Genomic DNA, 16156 nt, shown 5'->3' with positions numbered 1-16156 from the left:
GAACCATGAACGAGCAGGAGAACCAGCCCGGACGCCGCCCCGAGCGGCTCGATCTGCAGCCCGGACCCCAGCCGGATCCCCAGTCGGATCCGATGTCGGTGCCGGCCGGCGAGCCCGGGGCGTCCCCGCAGGCCGATCCGCTGCAGATCCCCAGTGATCCGTCGCAGATGACGTCGCGCCGCCCGTCTTTCGCGGACACCTACCGGTCGGTGCAGACGGCCAACGAGGACGAGGCCGTCGAGGATCCGGAGGATCGCCCGACCACGGCGTTCGTCGTCGTCGACGCCCAGAATGACTTCTCCGAGGGCGGGTCCCTGGCCGTCGACGGCGCCATCGCCGCCTACCGCGCCACGCACATGCACCTGGCGGGCCGCGCCGGCAAGTACTCGGTGCTGGCGACCACGCGCGACAACCACATCGACCCGGGTTCGCACTGGTCGGAGACCCCCGACTTCGTCGATTCCTGGCCGCGCCACTGCGCCGCGGGCGAGCCCGGCGCCGAGTTCCACCCGGAGATGGTCCGAGCCCTGGACTACTTCGCCATGACGAACCCGCAGGCGGTGCGCATCGACGTGACCAAGGGCGAGTTCGAGGCCGCGTACTCGGGCTTCGAGGGAAAGACCGAGGCGGGCGTTCTGCTTGCCGACGCCCTGCGGGCCGCCGAGGTGACGCACCTCGAGATCGTCGGCGTGGCCACCGATCACTGCGTGCGGGCGACGGTGCTCGATGCGCTGCGGGAGGGCTTTGAGGTGGTCGTCTACGCCAACCAGATCGCCGCGGTCGATGCGGAGCGCGGTGCCGCCGCGCTGCGCGAGATGGCCGATGCCGGAGCCGAGATCGTCGCGGCGAAGTGAGCCGGTCGGGGAGCTTCGCAGGCAATGGGGCAGCGGTGTCCGGGGTCGGCCGCCGCTCGCGCGTCGCCGTCCGCTCGGCGGCCATTGCCCTCGCCGTGGGGCTCGGCGCCGGGCTCGTGGGGTGCGGTGATGGTGGCGACGGTGGGGCGTCGCAAAGCACGGGCGCTGCGGAAGCGAGCCCGGTGGCCCGCCCGGACCTGCCGGGAACGGGCCAGCCTGTGGTGGACATGTGCTCGGAGGACGTGATGGGGCGGATGACCGGTGCGGGATATCAGCTGCGCACCCGGGACGACGCCGCCGGCTGGTGCGACTTCGAGGACCCGGAGACCGGCCGCCTGGCGCTGCTGATGAATGACCCGGCGCTGCAGTACGACGTCATCGCTGCCGAATCCGATCCGAAACCCGCTCGCGAGACGGTTGCGCCGGACGCGCCGGAATCGGTGTGGGTGGTCAGGGACGTGCTGGTGACGACGTTCTCCCAGTGCCTGGCCGGCGAGACGGCGCAGGACGGGATGCAGTACGTACTGGTGACCGAACATGGGGCCGCCGCGGATTCCTGCGCGAGCGCCGTCGAGGCGTACCGCACCGCGATCGGGTGAATCGCGAAGTGGTGTTTCGAGGGTAAAATCATCCGTGCCGCGGTCCGGAAGAACTGCGGCACCGCCAATCGAGCGCCCCGCGCGCAAGGAAAGGTAGTTCCATGACGAACCCGAACGACAACAACCCGAACAGCAACAATCCGAACGATCACTTCGGCACCGGCGACGGCAACCAGGGTGGCTACGGGTCCGGCGGTTACGGCGAGGACTACCGCAGCAGCGGCCAGGAGGGCTACGGCCAGTCCGGTTCGCAGGGCTATGGCCAGAATGACTTTGGCCAGGGCGGCTACGGCGGCGGCTACGACCAGGGCAGTTATGGCCAGGGAGGCTACGGCGCGTACGGCGGGCAGCAGGGACCGGCGGGCCAGAAGCCGCAGAATTTCCTGGTGCCCTCGATCTTCGCGACCATCGGCGGCTTCCTCTTCTGCTGTCTGCTCGGCCTGCCTTCCGGCATCGCCGCGATCATCTACGGCAACAAGGTCGACTCGCTGTGGAACATGGGCGACTACCAGGGTGCGCAGGATGCCTCGAACAAGGCGAAGACCTGGATGATCGTCACCGCCGTGCTCGCGGGCATTGGCCTGATCGCCAACATCATCGTGTTCGCCAGCGGCGGTGCCGACGTCTACCTGAACATGAATTGATCGCATGAACGGGCACGGGGCACACCAGCACGGAGCACACCAGCACGGAGCGCACGGGCACGCGCCCGAGCACGCGCCCGACCACCCTCACCGGGGTTCGGTCGGCGTGATGGAGCGGGCCGGGGATTGGTTCGCCACGTCTCCGGCCGGGCCGCTCCTCGTCGCCGCCGGAGCGGTGTGCGGTTGCGCGGCGTTGGCCGCCGCCGATCCGACCACTCCCGGTGGCCCGACGCCGGTGTGCCCCACCAAGGCGTTGCTCGGCGTCACGTGCCCGGGCTGCGGCACCGCCCGGATGCTCTACTCGCTCACGCATTTCGACCTGACCGGCGCGATCCGCTACAACGCCGTCGCCCTCGTCGCGGTGGTCCTGCTCGCCTGGGCGTGGGTCGTGTGGATGGGCCGCACGCTGGGAAAACGTCTGCCCACGTGGACGACATGGAAGTGGCTGCCGCACGCGACCATCGCCGTGCTGGTGATTTGGGCCGTCGTCCGGCTGCTGCCGTTCGAGCCTTTCACCGCCCTGCACGTGTAGGGCCGACCGCGCGAAAAAGCACCGGAGCCCCGACGACCTCGGGGAACTCCGGTGCGCTACTTCGCCGATCTCCGGGTCAGTCGAACAGCACGTCCGCCAACGGGACGGGGGAGATGTCGCCGTGCAGGCGGGAGGTCTCCACGTACTTCGCGGCGTGGGTGATGAAGCCCTCCACCGTCGCGTCGTCGAGCTCGCGCCGCACCTTCGCGGGCACGCCGGCGGCCAGCGAGCGCGCCGGGATCTCCTGGCCTTCCAGCACCACGGCGCCGGCGGCGATGAGCGCCCCCTCGCCGACCACGGAGTGCGACAGCAGCGCCGACTTCATGCCGACCAGCGTGCCGTTGCCCACGCGGGTGCCGTGGATCAGCGCCATGTGGCCGACGGTGACGTCGTCGCCGAGCACCGTCTCCGCGTCGGAGTCGACGTGCACGGTGGAGTTGTCCTGGATGTTCGTCCGCGCGCCGACGGTGATGGAGTTGATGTCGCCGCGCAGCACCGACCCGTAGAACACCGACGCATCGGGGCCGATGGTCACGTCGCCGATGATCACCGCGCCGGGGGCGATCCACGCCGTCCGGTGGATCCGCGGCGTCTTGCCGTTGCAGGGGAGGATCAGTGGGGCCTGGGGGTTGGGGTTCGCGTCCATGCCGACCATTTTGCCCAAGAACGCGTCGCGCCGCGCCCGGCCCCTACACCGGCAACCCCGCCGCGCGGCGCCTGCTGCGATTGGCCAGGGCCACTGCGGTTCCCGCGATGATCATGGCGGTGACCACCCACACGGCTTTCAGACCGATCGTCGTAAAGCACCAGCCCCCGAAGATCGCGCCGATGGCCAGCGACGCCCACAGCAGGAAATAGCCGATCCAATCGGCGTGCGACCCGCCGAAGAACGCCCCGACGAAACGCTGGGACATCTTCACCAGCGTGCCGGTCATGTAGGTCAGGGAGATGGAGACCTCGCCGCCGCGCTCGAAGATCGAGTTCATCGCGCCGACGGTGAAGGACAGGCTGAGCACCGCCGGCAGCTCCTCGCCCGTGACCACCCACACCGATGCGATCGTCGCCGTAAGGCAGATGAACAGCAGCACCGCCTCGCGCGGGCGGGTCGGCGGCAGGTGGCGGTGGCCCAGGCGGCTGATCAGCGCGCCGATCATGACGCCGACCAGGAACAGCGCCATGACGCCGGCGGCCTTGCCCACGACCTCCCACGCGCCCTCCGCGAACGCCGCCGTCAGCCGCGTGGTGTTGCCCGACATGAAGGAGAGGAAGAAGCCGCCCAGATACAGGAAGCCGAGGGCGTCGATGAAACCGGTGATGGACGACAGATACACCGCGAGCGCGCGCTCGCCCAGGCGGTAACCCTCCACGCGAATCTCCTTCGAACCCCGAGTGGCCAGCTCACTTGCAAAAACGGGGCACATGTATGGGCGCCGGGCCCCGCGACGCTACGATAATTATGTCAGTGTCAACGAGCCACGGAAGGCCTTACGGATGAATCCCCAGGATTCCATTCCCGCGAAGCAATCAACGGACACCACCGACCATGCGCCACCCGCCGACGACGGCAGCGGCGACGCGAAGCCGCAGTCGATCGAGGAAGTCGGCGTCGACGGCACGAAGCGGACCCGCTTCCGCTGGCTCAAGACCGACCCCCTGATCTTTTTCGCCGCGGTCGGCTTCATCCTCGCCTTCGTCGTGTTCACCGTCGTCATGGGCGACACTGCGCGCGAGGCGTACTCGACGGCCTCAGGGTGGGTGACCACCAACCTAGGCTGGCTGTTCATCGGCGGCGTCTCCGCGGCGCTGATCTTCCTCATCGGCGTCTTCGTCTCCCGCTACGGCAACCTCAAACTCGGCGACGACGACGAGGACCCGGAGTACACGGTCGCCGAATGGTTCGGCATGCTCTTCGCCGGCGGCACCGGCTCCATGCTCATGTTCTGGGGCGTGGCCGAGCCGATGAACCACGCCATCAACTCGCCGCGGAACCTCGAGTCCATGAGCATCGAGGCCCGCCAGGAGGCGATGGGCTTCACCATCTACCACCTGGGCATCCACATGTGGGTGATCATGGCGCTGCCGGGACTGGCGCTGGGCTACTTCATCTACAAGCGCAAGCTGCCGCCGCGCGTGTCGTCGATCTTCGCGCCGCTGCTCGGCGAGAAGATCTACGCCTGGCCCGGCAAGCTCATCGACGCCGTCGCCATCATCGGCACCGTCTTCGGCATCGCCGTGTCCGTGGGCATGGGCGCCATGCAGATCAACTCCGGCGCCTCCCGCGTCCTCGGCCTTGCCGAAAACTCCATGGTCCAGCTGCTGCTCATCGCGGCGATCATCATCGTCGCCTCGATCTCCGTGGCCCGCGGCCTGGACAAGGGCATCAAGCTGCTGTCCAACGTCAACATCTGGATGGCCGTCGCCCTCATGCTCTTCGTGCTGTTCATGGGCCCGACGCTGACGCTGCTCAAGCAGATCGTCGACACGCTGGGCATCTACGCCGCCGAGCTGCCGCGCATCATGTTCTGGACCGACTCCTACAACCTCAACCCCGAGTGGTCGCAGGGCACGTGGACGGTCTTCTACTGGGCGTGGACCATCTGCTGGTCGCCGTTCGTCGGCATGTTCGTCGCCCGCATCTCGCGCGGCCGCACCGTGCGCCAGTTCATCGCCGGCGTCATCGCGCTGCCGACGATCTTCGTCACCATCTGGTTCTCGATCTTCGGCCGCGCCGGCTTCGAGCTCGAGGCCGCCAACCCGGGCGTGCTGTCCGAGCCGGTCGTCGAGGGCGGCGACCCGTCCCCGGCACTGTTCATCCTGCTGCAGCAGTACCCCCTGGCCACGATCATGAGCGTCTTCGCGCTGTTCATCATCATGATCTTCTTCGTCACCTCCATCGACTCCGCCGCCATGGTCACCGACATGATGTCGACCGGCGAGGAGAACAAGGCGCCGACGTCGTACCGCATCCTGTGGGGCGTCATGATCGGAGCGGTGGCCGGCGCGATGCTGGTCATCTCCGGAGAGTCGGGCATCCTGGCGCTGCAGGAGGTCGTGATCCTCATCGGCGTGCCGTTCTTCTTCATGCACTTCATCATGATGTGGTCGCTGATCAAGGGGATGAGCGACGACCACATGGCCGTCCACCGCCCCAAGACCCGCAAGTGGAAGAAGACGGACACCCCGGAGAAGCTCGCGGCCCACGAGGCCGCCCCGGCGCCGGGCTACGACGAGGACGGCAATGAGCTGCCGCCCATCGAGTACACCTACGACGAGGACGGCACGCTGGTCATCTCCGGCGACGTCCGCATCGACGGCGAGTTCATCGACGACGACCCGGCCGTCGACCCGGCCGTGGAGCCCGAGAACGACACCATCGACGACCCCGCCGACGCCGACGCTGGGCAGTCGACCGCCAAGACCGGGAAGTAGGCCATCACCGCCTTCTCCACCGTTTCGCCCCGACCGCGCCCCCGCCACCGCCCAGCCCGTGCCCGCGGGCGGGCCGGTGGCGGGGGCGCGGTGCGCACGTATGCTGGCGGCATGATCTTCATCGTCGTCAAGTTCTCCGTGAAGCCCGAGTACGCCAACGAGTGGATGCGCCACGTCGGCGATTTCACCGCCGCCACCCGCGCCGAAGCCGGCAACAAGTGGTTCGAGTGGTCCCGCTCCGTCGAGGACGCCAACGAGTACGTGCTGGTGGAGGCATTCGAGGACGACGCCGCCGAGGCCCACGTCAATTCCGACCATTTCAAGGCCGCCATGGAGACCATGCAGCCGCTGCTGTCGGAGACCCCGCGCATCGTGTCGCAGACCCTCGAGGGCAAGGACGACTGGGACCGCATGGGGGAGCTCCAGGTCGATTAACCGCCCACGGCGATGCGCCGATTCCGGCGCGGGGAGCGTGAATCGCCGGTAACGTGGTTCGGAGATAAGTGAGCGCGATCACGGCATGGGCCGGTCGCCCCGCAACCGAATCCACGGGAGTGAAACGAACATGGCGAATGAAATCACCCGCGTCGGCGTCGTCGGCGCCGGCCAGATGGGCTCCGGCATCATCGAGGTCTGCGCGAAGGCCGGCAGCGATGTCCTGGTCTGGGAGGCCAAGCAGGAATTCCTCGACGGCGGCAAGAAGCGCATCGAGAAGTCCCTGGACAAGGCCGTCTCCCGCGGCAAGCTGGAGCAGGACGCCCGCGACGAGATCCTCGGCCGCATTTCCTGGACCACCTCCTTCGCCGATTTCGCCGACCGCCAGCTGGTCATCGAGGCCATCGTGGAGAACCCCGAGGTCAAGGCCAGCGTCTTCTCGCAGCTCGACGAGGTCATCGAGGACCCCGACGCCATCCTCGCGTCCAACACCTCCTCGCTGCCCATTCAGTCCATCGCCGCGGCCACCAAGCGCCCCGAGCGCGTGATGGGCCTGCACTTCTTCAACCCGGTGCCGGTGCTGCCGCTGGTCGAGCACGTGGTCACCCTGTCCACCGGCGACGTCCAGGCCGAGCGCGCCCACGCCTACGCCTCCGAGGCCCTGGGCAAGACCGTGATCAAGGCGACGGACCGCTCGGGCTTCATCGTCAACGCCCTGCTGGTGCCCTACATCCTCGGTGCGATCCGCATGCTGCAGGACGGCGTGGCCACCAAGGAAGACATCGACGCCGGCATGGTCAACGGCTGCGCCCACCCGATGGGCCCGCTGACCCTGGCCGACATGGTCGGCCTGGACACCGTCAAGTTCATCGCCGACGCGATGTACGACGAGTACGCCGAGCCGACCTACGCGGCGCCGCCGCTGCTCAAGCGCATGGTCGAGGCCGGCCGGTTCGGCCGCAAGTCGGGCATCGGCTTCTACGACTACTCGTCGAAGTAGTTTTCGCGGGGGACGTCGCAAAGCACGCCCCGCCCAAGCGCCCCCGGGGGCCGGAAGCACCCTTCCGGCCCCCGACGCATTGCCCGGGGTTCATCTTTAGTTAACCCTGACGTTGACGTATTGCCGCCAATTGGCAACTAATCCGGGATAAGGTTCATCCGATCTCGGAATGACGCCATGCGCCCTGTGGGCGCTTTTCGCGCGTCGCCGCCCCGCCGAGACGCACGAACACCGCCTCAGGAGTACCCGCACCGTGAAGATCGGTTCCCGTCGTTTCATCCGCGCCGGCCTGCGTTCCGCCGCCGCCGTCACCGCCCTGGCCGTCGCGCTGCCGCTGGCCCCCGCCGCCGGCGCCCAGGAGATTCCCGGCCTGCCGTCCCCGGATTCCATCCCGGGCATCGGCGACGTCCTGCCCGACCTGCCCGGCGGTGCCGTGGCACCCGAGGGCCAGGGCGATGCGGTGCCCGGCGAGGTCGGTGACGCCGTGCCGGGCGCCACCGGCGACGCGCTGCCGGGCGTGACCGGCATCCCGCCGATGGCCGCGCCCAGCTTCATCCCCGGCCAGGAGGCCCCGGCCACCGGCGCCGACGGTGCCCCGGTGCCGCAGCCGTTCCCGGCCGACTACATCGCGCGGCCGTTCCAGTCCGACGCCTCCGGCGAGGGCTGGTTCTACCACTCCGTGGTCGACCCGTTCCGGGACCTGCGCCAGAACCACCCCGAGGTGATGGACGAGAACCTCGAGATCGTCGTGCGCATCAACAACGCCGCCAAGGACGATCGCGCCGCCCAGCTGCTGGCGCTGCAGGACGACCACGATGATCCGCTGGTGAACCTGTCCGCCGGCTTCGGCCAGAACCTCGGCGCGCACTTCCGTGCCGCGGTGGAGGAGGGGCGCCTGCCGAAGATGACCGCCCTGATGTCCGGCAATCTGGCCCGCGCCGGCGGCATCGCGTCGTCGTCCTTCGCCGAGAAGTACACCTACAACTACGATCGCCCGTTCGTCGTCGCCCCGGAGCGCATCGAGCGCTACTACCGCGACAACCCGGGCGACGACGACCCGTATTCGACCACCCCCGCCTACCCGTCGGGCCATACGAACAAGGCCGCGTGGACCGCGACGCTGATGTCGATGATGCTGCCGGAGGTGGCGCCGCAGATCCAGGCCCGCTCGTCCGAGGCCGGCCAGTCGCGCCTGGTCATGGGCGTGCACTACCCGCTCGACGTCATGGGCGGGCGCATGATGGGCAATCAGGCCGCCGCCGACCGCTGGGCCGACCCGCAGTTCCGCCCGCTCATCGAGGCCGCCGCCGCCGAGCTGCGCGCCGAACTGGAGTGGCGCTGCGGCGCCACGCTGGCCGAGTGCATCGCCGCCGACACCCCGTACCTGTCGGATGACGCCGCGATCGCGCAGTACACCGAGCGCATGACCTACGGCTTCAAGCGCGTCGGCGCCCCCGGCGTCGCCGTGACCGTGCCGAAGGGCTACGCCGGCCTGCTGGCCACCACGCACCCGCAGCTCACCGACGAGCAGCGCGTCAAGGTCCTCGAGGCCACCGCCATCGACTCCGGTTTCCCCCTGGACCGCACCGACGGCCGCGCCTCGCACGTGCGCATGAACATGGCCGCCGCCATGGCCGCCGACGTCACCGTCAACGCCGACGGCTCGCTGACCGTCAACGGCGTCCGCGCGTAGCCTCGCCGATCCGGTCGAGCGCCTCGCCGAGGATCTCGGGCGAGGTGGCGAAGTTCAGCCGGACGTGGCCCTCACCGCCCTCGCCGAACGCGGGGCCCGGGTTGAGGGCCACTTTCGCGTTGGCCAGCAGCCACTTCTGCGGCTCCATCGGCCCGCCATCGCGGTCGACGATGCCCTCGACGCCGCGGAAATCGATCCACGCCAGGTAGGACGCCTGCGGGCGGTTGAGCACCGCGCCGGGGGCGACCTCCGGCAGCCGCCGCTCGATGGTGTCCAGGTTGGCGCGCAGGACGTCCTTGAACTCGTCGAGCCACGCGCCGCCGTCGCGGTAGGCCGCGGTCGCCGAGACCATGCCCAGGGTGGACACGCCCTCCTTGATCACGTGTGCCAGGTCGCGCCAGGTCGCGTCGTCGGCCTCGTTGAGGATGATCTGCGCGCACTTCAGGCCGGCGGTGTTCCAGCCCTTCGACGTCGCGGTGACGGTGATGGTCACGGCCTCGGCGGCCTCGGAGACCGACGCCGCAGGAACGTGCTGGCCCTCGAGGACCACCGGCGCGTGGATCTCGTCGGAGATGATCCGCGCGTCGTACTTCGCGGCGATGTCGGCGAGCTCGCGGATGCGCTCGGCGGTGAACGTGAAGCCCAGGGGGTTGTTGGGGTTGCACAGGATCAGGCTGCCGGCGCCGTCGGCGAAGGCCCGCTCCACGGCGGCGGGGTCGGGGCCGTCGGCGAGCGTGGGCACGTGGACGATGTCGCGGTCGGCGGCGGGGCCGACCTCGAAGAACGGCATGTAGGCGGGCACGGGCAGCACGATCGCGGAGTCCGGCCGGGTCAGGTACCGCACGGCCAGCGTCACGCCGCGCACGACGTCGGCGACGGGGTGGATGCGGCCGGCGTCGGGGCGCCAGCCGTAGCGGTCGGCGTACCAGTCGGAGGTGGCCTCGGCGAGGTCGGCGACGCTGCGGCGCGGGTAGCCGAAGTACTCGCGGTCGACGGCGGCGCGCACGGCGTCGAGGACGGCGGGGCAGGTGGCGGCGTCGGATTCGGCGACCCACAGGGGCAGCACGTCGTCCGGGAAGGCGGTCCACTTCAGGGTGCCGCGGGCGCGCAGGGTGTCGATGGAGGGGAAGGTCACGTCAGACATGCGGCTCACCCTACACCCGATGACGCACCAAAGTAGACAGAGGGGTCTATATCGTTTTCGGGCCCGTCGGCGCAGGCGCAACCGGCCCATCCCTAGACTTGGTCGCATGACCGACTCCGCCCCGCCGCGCCCCATCCCCGTCCCGCCGATGCACCCGTTCCTGTGGGGCACCCCGGACGAGGCGCGCCCGCTGGGGCAGGGCACCCGCGGACTGCTGTCGGGGTTCCTCGGCCTCGACCCGGACGCGGGGTCGCGCCCGGAGCTCGCGGACGTGCGGTTGTCCGAACCGTTGCTTTGCGACGACGACCCCGCGGCGCTGGAAGCCATCACCGGCGCGGACGCGGTGTCGTCGGACCGGGACCAGCGCCTGGGCCGGGCCCGCGGCAAGTCCTACCTGGACCTGCTCGAATGGCGGTCGGGCGATGTCGTCGACGCCCCCGACGCCTGCGTCGCCCCGGGCACGGTCGACGAGATCCTGGCTGTGCTGGAATTGTGCTCGCGCCGCGGCATCGCGGTCGTGCCCTTCGGCGGCGGGTCCTCCGTCGTCGGCGGCGTCAATCCCTCCCGCGGCGATCACCGGGCGGTGATCTCGCTGGACCTGGCCCGATTCCGCGACGTCGAGGACCTCGACGAGGTCTCCGGCGAGGTCACCCTCGGCGCCGGCCTCACCGGCCCGGAGGCCGAGAGGCTGCTGGGGGAGCGGGGCTGGTCCCTGGGCCATTTCCCGCAGTCCTTCCCCTATGCGACCATCGGGGGCTATGCGGCGACGCGGTCGTCGGGCCAGGACTCCGCCGGCTACGGGCGATTCGATGAAATGGTGCGGGCGCTGACCGTCGTCACGCCCACCGGGATCATCGACGCGGGCCGGGCCCCCGCGTCCGCCGCGGGCCCGGACCTGCGCGAGGTGTTCCTGGGGTCGGAGGGCGCGTTCGGGGTGATCGCGAAGGTGCGCGTGCGCATCCACCGCGCGCCGGCGGCCGTGCGCCACGAGGCGTTCCGGTTCCCCGACTTCGCTTCCGGTACTGCGGGCCTGCGCGAGGTCGCGAGGATGGGCGACGGCCCGACGGTGGTCAGGCTTTCCGACGAGCCAGAAACCCTGGTCAACCTCGCCGGATCCACCGACGGCATCGGCGAGGTCAACCTCGATCCGGGGTGCCTGTGCATCACGATGGTCGAGGGTGGCGCGGAGGCCGAGGTGGAGTCGCGGATGGCGCGGACGCGGGAGATCCTCGAGGCCCACGGCGGCAGTTCCGCCGGTGCCGGCCCCGCGCGGGCGTGGGAGCACGGCCGTTTCGGCGCCCCGGTCCTGCGCGACGCGCTCATCGACGCCGGAGCGCTGTGCGAGACGCTGGAAACCGCCACCACCTGGTCGAACATCGCCGCATTGCACGAGTCCGTGGCCGGCGCGGTCACCGCGGCGCTCGCCCCGGCGCCGGCGTTCGTCCTGTGCCACATCAGCCACGTCTACGACACCGGCGCCTCGCTGTACTTCACGGTCGTCGCCGCGCAGTCCGGGGACCCGCGGGCCCAGTGGTGCACCGCCAAGGCCGCGGCGTCGAGGGCGATCGTCGACGGCGGCGGCACCATCACGCACCACCACGCGGTCGGCTCCGATCACCTGCCGTACCTGGCCGAAGAGATCGGGGAGGTCGGCGTCGCGGTGCTGCGCGGCATCAAATCCGCGATCGATCCCGCGGGCATCATGAACCCTGGCACACTGGTGCCGTGACGTTCGATCCCGAGAAGTACCCCATGGGCGTGGTCGACATCGACGCGGTTGCGCTGGTCACCAATCCGCGCGCCGGTCACGGCCGCGCGGCGCATGCCGCCGAGCGCGCGATGGCGCGGCTCACCGAGCGCGGGGTGTCGGTCGTGGCGGTGCAGGGCCGCGACGAGGCCGCGTCGCGGGATCTGCTGGCGGAGGTCGCCGCCGATGAGCGCGTCGACGCCCTCGTCGTCGTCGGAGGCGACGGCATGATCAACCTGGCGCTGCAGGTCCAGGCGGGCACGGGCCTGCCGCTGGGCATCATCCCGGCGGGCACCGGCAACGATCACGCCCGGGAGTATCACCTGCCCACTTCTCCCGAGGCCGCCGCCGACGTCGTGGCCGATGGGTTCGCCATCACCACCGATCTCGGGCGGATCACCGCCGACGACGGGACGTCGCGGTGGTTCGGCACCGTCATGTGCTCGGGTTTCGATTCGCTGGTGTCCGACCGCGTGAACACCATGGCCTGGCCGCACGGGCGGATGCGGTACAACCTGGCCATCGTCGCGGAGTTCCTCAACTTCCGCGCCCTGCCCTTCCGCATCACCCTCGACGACGGCACGGTGCTCGACGACCCGGTGACGCTGGCGGCTTTCGGCAACACCCGCAGCTACGGCGGGGGCATGAAGATCTGCCCGACCGCCGACCATTCGGATGGGCTTCTCGACGTCACGGTGATCGGCCGCGCCTCCCGGACAAAGGCGGCGATGACCTTTTCCAAGGTGTTCACCGGCGACCACGTCGAAGTCGACGAGGTCACGGTCCACCGCAGCCGCAGCGCCCGCGTCGAGTTTCTGGGCACCGGGGGACACAGGGCGTATGCCGACGGCGACGTCATGGCGACGCTGCCCCTGACCGTCGAGGCCGTTCCCGCGGCCGGGCGTTACCTGGTGCCGCGGCCGTAGTTTTCCGGGGGCGCGGGGTCTGGGGGAGTGGCCGTAGGTTCCCGGGAGCGCCGGGTCTGGGGCAGGGTTCGATCCCGAGCGTGATTTGATTCACGCTGAATCGTTCGGGGGAAAGGGTTGGTGCGGGGACCGAACTAGACTAAGTTGTTCATTAGCCGCCAGGGAGAACCTGGCACCCACCCGGGCACTCCGGCCCGGATGCGCCACATCGACGAAAGGAGCACCCGATGGTCCACGCGAACACTCATCGTGCGGTTCCGTCGTCGTCGATGTGTTGCTGTCACCCGTCCGCGCCGCGACCCTAGCGCGCGCCCCTGGAAGGGGCCCCGGGGTTGCCGTGCGGACGTACTCGTCGACAAGCGAAAGACAGCCACGCACCACGAAGACCCGGAGATCCACGCCATGACCACCGCACTGGCCGCCCCCGCCACCCAGCACCACACCGCCGACGCCGCCGACGCGTTCACCTTCGCCGACTACGTCACGCTCTTCGCCTACGACGGCCCGCGCCGCCCCGAGATCCTGGGCAACGAGCTGGTGTCCTGGGCCGGCGCCGCGGCCGCGTAAGTATCGCGAAAACCCTGATCTCGAACATAAGTGCAAGGCCGATCGTTCGCCTCCGAAAGTTGGGCTAATCTTGGGGAGGACCGACTTGCGGCTTAGGAGATCGAAAAGGCATGGCACGACGTAGGGGTTTCTTCGCGGAAATCCAGCACCAAAACAAGCTTGCTGAGCAGAAGAGGCAGCGCGAACGTGCTGCTGCCGTCCGTGCACAGAACCAGGCTATTCGGAAAGCTGAGTTAGCTCGCAAACAGGCGGTAAGAGCTAAAGCGGCAGCATTGCGCGCCCAGGAGCAGGACCGAAAAAGGGCCGAAAAGGAGGCCCGTGATCTGCATAAGCAGCAAATGATTGCTGAGGCCGAGGCTGTCATGGCGGGGTACGAAGCCCAGTATGAACAGATTGATTCTCTCCTGGTGGCGACGCTGGATGTCGATGACTACGTAGACTTGGAATCATTAAAGCGCGTAGTAGAACATCCCCATTTTGATCCAGGGGTTAATGGCCGAGCGCTGCCCGAGCCTCAATGGTTGCCAATTCCTCCGGAGCCGCTTCTAAATGAGCCTCAAGTTCCAACGGGTCTTAAGGCGATGTTTGGCGGTCGAGCCAAGTTTGAACAACGACTGCAGCAGGTGCGCCAACAATGGGAGGTAGACCATAGAAATTGGGACCACTATGTGCGAGTCGAACTTCCGCGGGAGAATCAGCGTCTCGCTGATGAGTACGCCGCCCGGGAGCGGAAGCGCCTAACGGATCTTGAGGAAATGCAGCGTGACTACCAGAATCGGTGTCAAGAGCGGCAGCAAATGGTAGATGACCACAATGGCCAGGTTGACGATCTGATCCGACGCATCAGTGAGGGCCAGCCGGAGGCTGTCGATGAGTATATAGGAATTGTTCTGGCCAACTCGATTTATCCAGAGTGCTATCCCGTTGGCTATGAGTTCGCCTATGATCCTGACCTTCGAGAACTCTCAATTTCGGTTAATGTTCCGCGGCCTGATGAGCTGGCGGCCGTCAAGAACGTTCGTTATGTAGCATCTGCTGATGAAATCCGAGAAACTGCTCTTTCGAAGTCTGATCAGAAGAAGCGGTACAATAATGCTGTTCATGAAACCGCGCTTCGGACTTTGCACGAGATCTTTGAGGCTGATCGGCATCCGTGGGTGGACTCAATTTCTTTGAGTGTTCGGACAATTGCAATTGATCCCGCTACGGGTCATGATGCGGAGTATGTGTTTGTTCTAGTCGCTGCTGACCGCTCTGCTTTCATGGAATTGAATCTTTCTGCAGTGGATCCCCAGGCGGCCCTGGAGGGAATGCGTGCTACATTGTCGAAGAATCCGTTCAATCTCGATTCAGTCGGGGAATCTGGATTTGAGGTACGGCTGTGAGTTCGATTGAAGATGCGGTAGTTGAGAAGCTGGAAGCCGAAAATCGCGCTTTGATTGCTGAAATAGATAGACTTCGCTCTGTGAATGATCCCGGTATTATTGAGGTGGGGTACTACTCCTATTCTCATCGTCTCGATTCGGCAGCCTCTTACAAGGAAAGGTTAACGGGCATTCAGGACGAGATTAAGGCGCAGATCAAAAGTGGCATTGCTATTGAAGCTGCAGAAGGGTTCATTTACAATAATTCATTAGCCAAAGGTCGTCGAATGGTTCAAGACCTTTCAAAGCTGATGCTCAGGGCCTATAATGCCGAGGCCGAAAACTGCGTTCGAGTGGTTCGTGCATCCTCTCTATCTGCATCAATAAAGCGCCTTGATCGATGCGTAGCGGCAATTGAGAAGCAGGGTGTCATGATGGGTATGAAGATTGCTCATTCGTATCATCAGCTTCGCATTGTGGAATTGGAGCTTACGGTGGATTACTTGATGAAAAAGGAGGAGGAGAAGGAGGCGGCTCGCGAGGAACGTGCGCGCTTGAGGGAGCAGCGACGCGTGGAGGCGGAACTTGCTGCGCAGCGTGAGAAACTCCAGAAGGAGCGGGAGCACTATAGCAACGTACTTGCATCGCTGGACGAGGGTCATCCCGACCGTGCCCAGTATGAAGTGAAGCTCTCGCGGGTGGATAAGGCTATCGAGGAGAATGACTACCGCATAAACAACGCGCGAGCTGGCTATGTATACGTGATTAGCAATATTGGAGCATTTGGTCCCGGCGTCATCAAAATTGGCATGACTCGCCGACTTGACCCGATGGACAGGGTTCATGAGCTGGGGGATGCGTCGGTTCCGTTCAAGTTTGACGTGCACGCACTGTTCTTTTCTGAGAACGCTTCAGGTGTGGAATCTGAGTTGCATCGCCGCTTCGCTGAACGACGTGTCAATCGGGTTAATCTTCGTCGAGAGTTTTTCTATGCCACGCCCATTGAGGTTCAGGAGGAGCTCTTGAAGATCGACGGAAGTTTGCTCTCCTTCGTGGTCGAACCTGAAGCGGAACAATTTGTGCTGAGTAACCAGATCCGTAAGCGAATGGAAGAGCGCAGTGGATCCGGACTATCTGATGTGCAGTTACCGATTTCGGACTAGCAAACGCCGGTGATTCGTTTCAGTAGCAGGGGTGTTTGGGAGAATCCCCCGTTGTCTCC

16 protein-coding genes are annotated in these 16156 nt (G+C 66.9%); 13 read left to right on the top strand and 3 right to left on the bottom strand.

What is annotated here, in order from left to right:
- Positions 1 to 5 precede the first annotated feature (5 nt).
- The 4 genes from ACFWGD_RS04440 to ACFWGD_RS04425 all read left to right on the top strand — a co-directional run bounded on the left by ACFWGD_RS04440 (position 6) and on the right by ACFWGD_RS04425 (position 2629).
- On the top strand, positions 6 to 854 hold the full coding sequence (locus ACFWGD_RS04440; RefSeq protein ID WP_377777354.1) for an isochorismatase family protein: 849 nt from the start codon (positions 6 to 8) through the stop codon (positions 852 to 854).
- Between the two features lie 35 nt (positions 855 to 889).
- Positions 890 to 1453, top strand: coding sequence for a hypothetical protein (locus ACFWGD_RS04435; protein ID WP_377777353.1), 564 nt, complete (start codon positions 890 to 892; stop codon positions 1451 to 1453).
- Positions 1454 to 1554: 101 nt separating this feature from the next.
- Positions 1555 to 2097: a CD225/dispanin family protein gene (locus ACFWGD_RS04430; protein ID WP_377777352.1), complete on the top strand. Its 543-nt coding sequence runs from the start codon at positions 1555 to 1557 to the stop codon at positions 2095 to 2097.
- A 109-nt stretch (positions 2098 to 2206) separates the two neighbouring features.
- Positions 2207 to 2629: a DUF2752 domain-containing protein gene (locus tag ACFWGD_RS04425; RefSeq protein ID WP_377777350.1), complete on the top strand. Its 423-nt coding sequence runs from the start codon at positions 2207 to 2209 to the stop codon at positions 2627 to 2629.
- 76 nt (positions 2630 to 2705) lie between these two features.
- Here the strand turns inward: ACFWGD_RS04425 and ACFWGD_RS04420 are convergent, their stop codons facing one another.
- Both ACFWGD_RS04420 and ACFWGD_RS04415 read right to left on the bottom strand, forming a co-directional pair.
- Positions 2706 to 3275, bottom strand: coding sequence for a gamma carbonic anhydrase family protein (locus ACFWGD_RS04420; RefSeq protein WP_377777349.1), 570 nt, complete (start codon positions 3273 to 3275; stop codon positions 2706 to 2708).
- A gap of 43 nt (positions 3276 to 3318) precedes the next feature.
- Positions 3319 to 3996: a YoaK family protein gene (locus ACFWGD_RS04415; RefSeq protein WP_377777348.1), complete on the bottom strand. Its 678-nt coding sequence runs from the start codon at positions 3994 to 3996 to the stop codon at positions 3319 to 3321.
- A 124-nt stretch (positions 3997 to 4120) separates the two neighbouring features.
- Here ACFWGD_RS04415 and ACFWGD_RS04410 point away from each other — a divergent pair, with 124 nt between their 5' ends.
- From ACFWGD_RS04410 to ACFWGD_RS04395, 4 genes are all read left to right on the top strand, one after another.
- Positions 4121 to 6058: a BCCT family transporter gene (locus ACFWGD_RS04410; protein ID WP_377777347.1), complete on the top strand. Its 1938-nt coding sequence runs from the start codon at positions 4121 to 4123 to the stop codon at positions 6056 to 6058.
- Positions 6059 to 6169: 111 nt separating this feature from the next.
- Positions 6170 to 6493, top strand: a complete 324-nt coding sequence (locus tag ACFWGD_RS04405) for a putative quinol monooxygenase (RefSeq protein ID WP_377777346.1) — start codon at positions 6170 to 6172, stop codon at positions 6491 to 6493.
- Positions 6494 to 6623: 130 nt separating this feature from the next.
- Complete coding sequence (locus ACFWGD_RS04400) at positions 6624 to 7493, top strand: 3-hydroxybutyryl-CoA dehydrogenase (protein ID WP_377777344.1); 870 nt, start codon at positions 6624 to 6626, stop codon at positions 7491 to 7493.
- 253 nt (positions 7494 to 7746) lie between these two features.
- On the top strand, positions 7747 to 9186 hold the full coding sequence (locus tag ACFWGD_RS04395; RefSeq protein WP_377777343.1) for a phosphatase PAP2 family protein: 1440 nt from the start codon (positions 7747 to 7749) through the stop codon (positions 9184 to 9186).
- On the opposite strand, the gene ACFWGD_RS04390 is transcribed toward ACFWGD_RS04395, so the two are convergent.
- Positions 9167 to 10330, bottom strand: coding sequence for a MalY/PatB family protein (locus ACFWGD_RS04390; protein ID WP_377777341.1), 1164 nt, complete (start codon positions 10328 to 10330; stop codon positions 9167 to 9169). The genes ACFWGD_RS04395 and ACFWGD_RS04390 overlap by 20 nt on opposite strands.
- A 106-nt stretch (positions 10331 to 10436) precedes the next feature.
- Here ACFWGD_RS04390 and ACFWGD_RS04385 point away from each other — a divergent pair, with 106 nt between their 5' ends.
- The 5 genes from ACFWGD_RS04385 (at position 10437) to ACFWGD_RS04365 (ending at position 16097) form a co-directional block, all read left to right on the top strand.
- Positions 10437 to 12059, top strand: a complete 1623-nt coding sequence (locus tag ACFWGD_RS04385; protein WP_377777339.1) for an FAD-binding oxidoreductase — start codon at positions 10437 to 10439, stop codon at positions 12057 to 12059.
- Between the two features lie 23 nt (positions 12060 to 12082).
- Positions 12083 to 13003 (top strand): diacylglycerol kinase, encoded by a 921-nt coding sequence (locus tag ACFWGD_RS04380; protein WP_377777486.1) that lies wholly within the window; start codon positions 12083 to 12085, stop codon positions 13001 to 13003.
- A gap of 402 nt (positions 13004 to 13405) precedes the next feature.
- The gene (locus ACFWGD_RS04375; protein WP_377777338.1) at positions 13406 to 13570 is read left to right on the top strand and encodes a hypothetical protein; all 165 of its coding nucleotides are present in this window, start codon (positions 13406 to 13408) and stop codon (positions 13568 to 13570) included.
- Between the two features lie 110 nt (positions 13571 to 13680).
- Complete coding sequence (locus tag ACFWGD_RS04370) at positions 13681 to 14955, top strand: hypothetical protein (protein WP_377777336.1); 1275 nt, start codon at positions 13681 to 13683, stop codon at positions 14953 to 14955.
- Positions 14952 to 16097 (top strand): DUF4041 domain-containing protein, encoded by a 1146-nt coding sequence (locus ACFWGD_RS04365; RefSeq protein ID WP_377777335.1) that lies wholly within the window; start codon positions 14952 to 14954, stop codon positions 16095 to 16097. Before ACFWGD_RS04370 ends, ACFWGD_RS04365 begins: the two co-directional genes overlap by 4 nt.
- Positions 16098 to 16156: the final 59 nt, after the last annotated feature.

The sequence above is a fragment of the Corynebacterium sp. NPDC060344 genome (genome assembly GCF_042725215.1).
Lineage (GTDB): Bacteria > Actinomycetota > Actinomycetes > Mycobacteriales > Mycobacteriaceae > Corynebacterium.
This window is presented reverse-complemented; position numbering and strand designations above follow the sequence as displayed.

Bases quoted from the DNA above. Each gene is read 5' to 3' on its own strand.
- ACFWGD_RS04440 (WP_377777354.1), top strand. From the start codon at position 6: ATGAACGAGCAGGAGAACCAGCCCGGACGCCGCCCCGAGCGGCTCGAT.
- ACFWGD_RS04430 (WP_377777352.1), top strand. From the start codon at position 1,555: ATGACGAACCCGAACGACAACAACCCGAACAGCAACAATCCGAACGAT.
- ACFWGD_RS04425 (WP_377777350.1), top strand. From the start codon at position 2,207: ATGGAGCGGGCCGGGGATTGGTTCGCCACGTCTCCGGCCGGGCCGCTC.
- ACFWGD_RS04420 (WP_377777349.1), bottom strand. From the start codon at position 3,275: ATGGACGCGAACCCCAACCCCCAGGCCCCACTGATCCTCCCCTGCAAC.
- ACFWGD_RS04410 (WP_377777347.1), top strand. From the start codon at position 4,121: ATGAATCCCCAGGATTCCATTCCCGCGAAGCAATCAACGGACACCACC.
- ACFWGD_RS04405 (WP_377777346.1), top strand. From the start codon at position 6,170: ATGATCTTCATCGTCGTCAAGTTCTCCGTGAAGCCCGAGTACGCCAAC.
- ACFWGD_RS04400 (WP_377777344.1), top strand. From the start codon at position 6,624: ATGGCGAATGAAATCACCCGCGTCGGCGTCGTCGGCGCCGGCCAGATG.
- ACFWGD_RS04390 (WP_377777341.1), bottom strand. From the start codon at position 10,330: ATGTCTGACGTGACCTTCCCCTCCATCGACACCCTGCGCGCCCGCGGC.
- ACFWGD_RS04385 (WP_377777339.1), top strand. From the start codon at position 10,437: ATGACCGACTCCGCCCCGCCGCGCCCCATCCCCGTCCCGCCGATGCAC.
- ACFWGD_RS04380 (WP_377777486.1), top strand. From the start codon at position 12,083: ATGGGCGTGGTCGACATCGACGCGGTTGCGCTGGTCACCAATCCGCGC.
- ACFWGD_RS04375 (WP_377777338.1), top strand. From the start codon at position 13,406: ATGACCACCGCACTGGCCGCCCCCGCCACCCAGCACCACACCGCCGAC.
- ACFWGD_RS04370 (WP_377777336.1), top strand. From the start codon at position 13,681: ATGGCACGACGTAGGGGTTTCTTCGCGGAAATCCAGCACCAAAACAAG.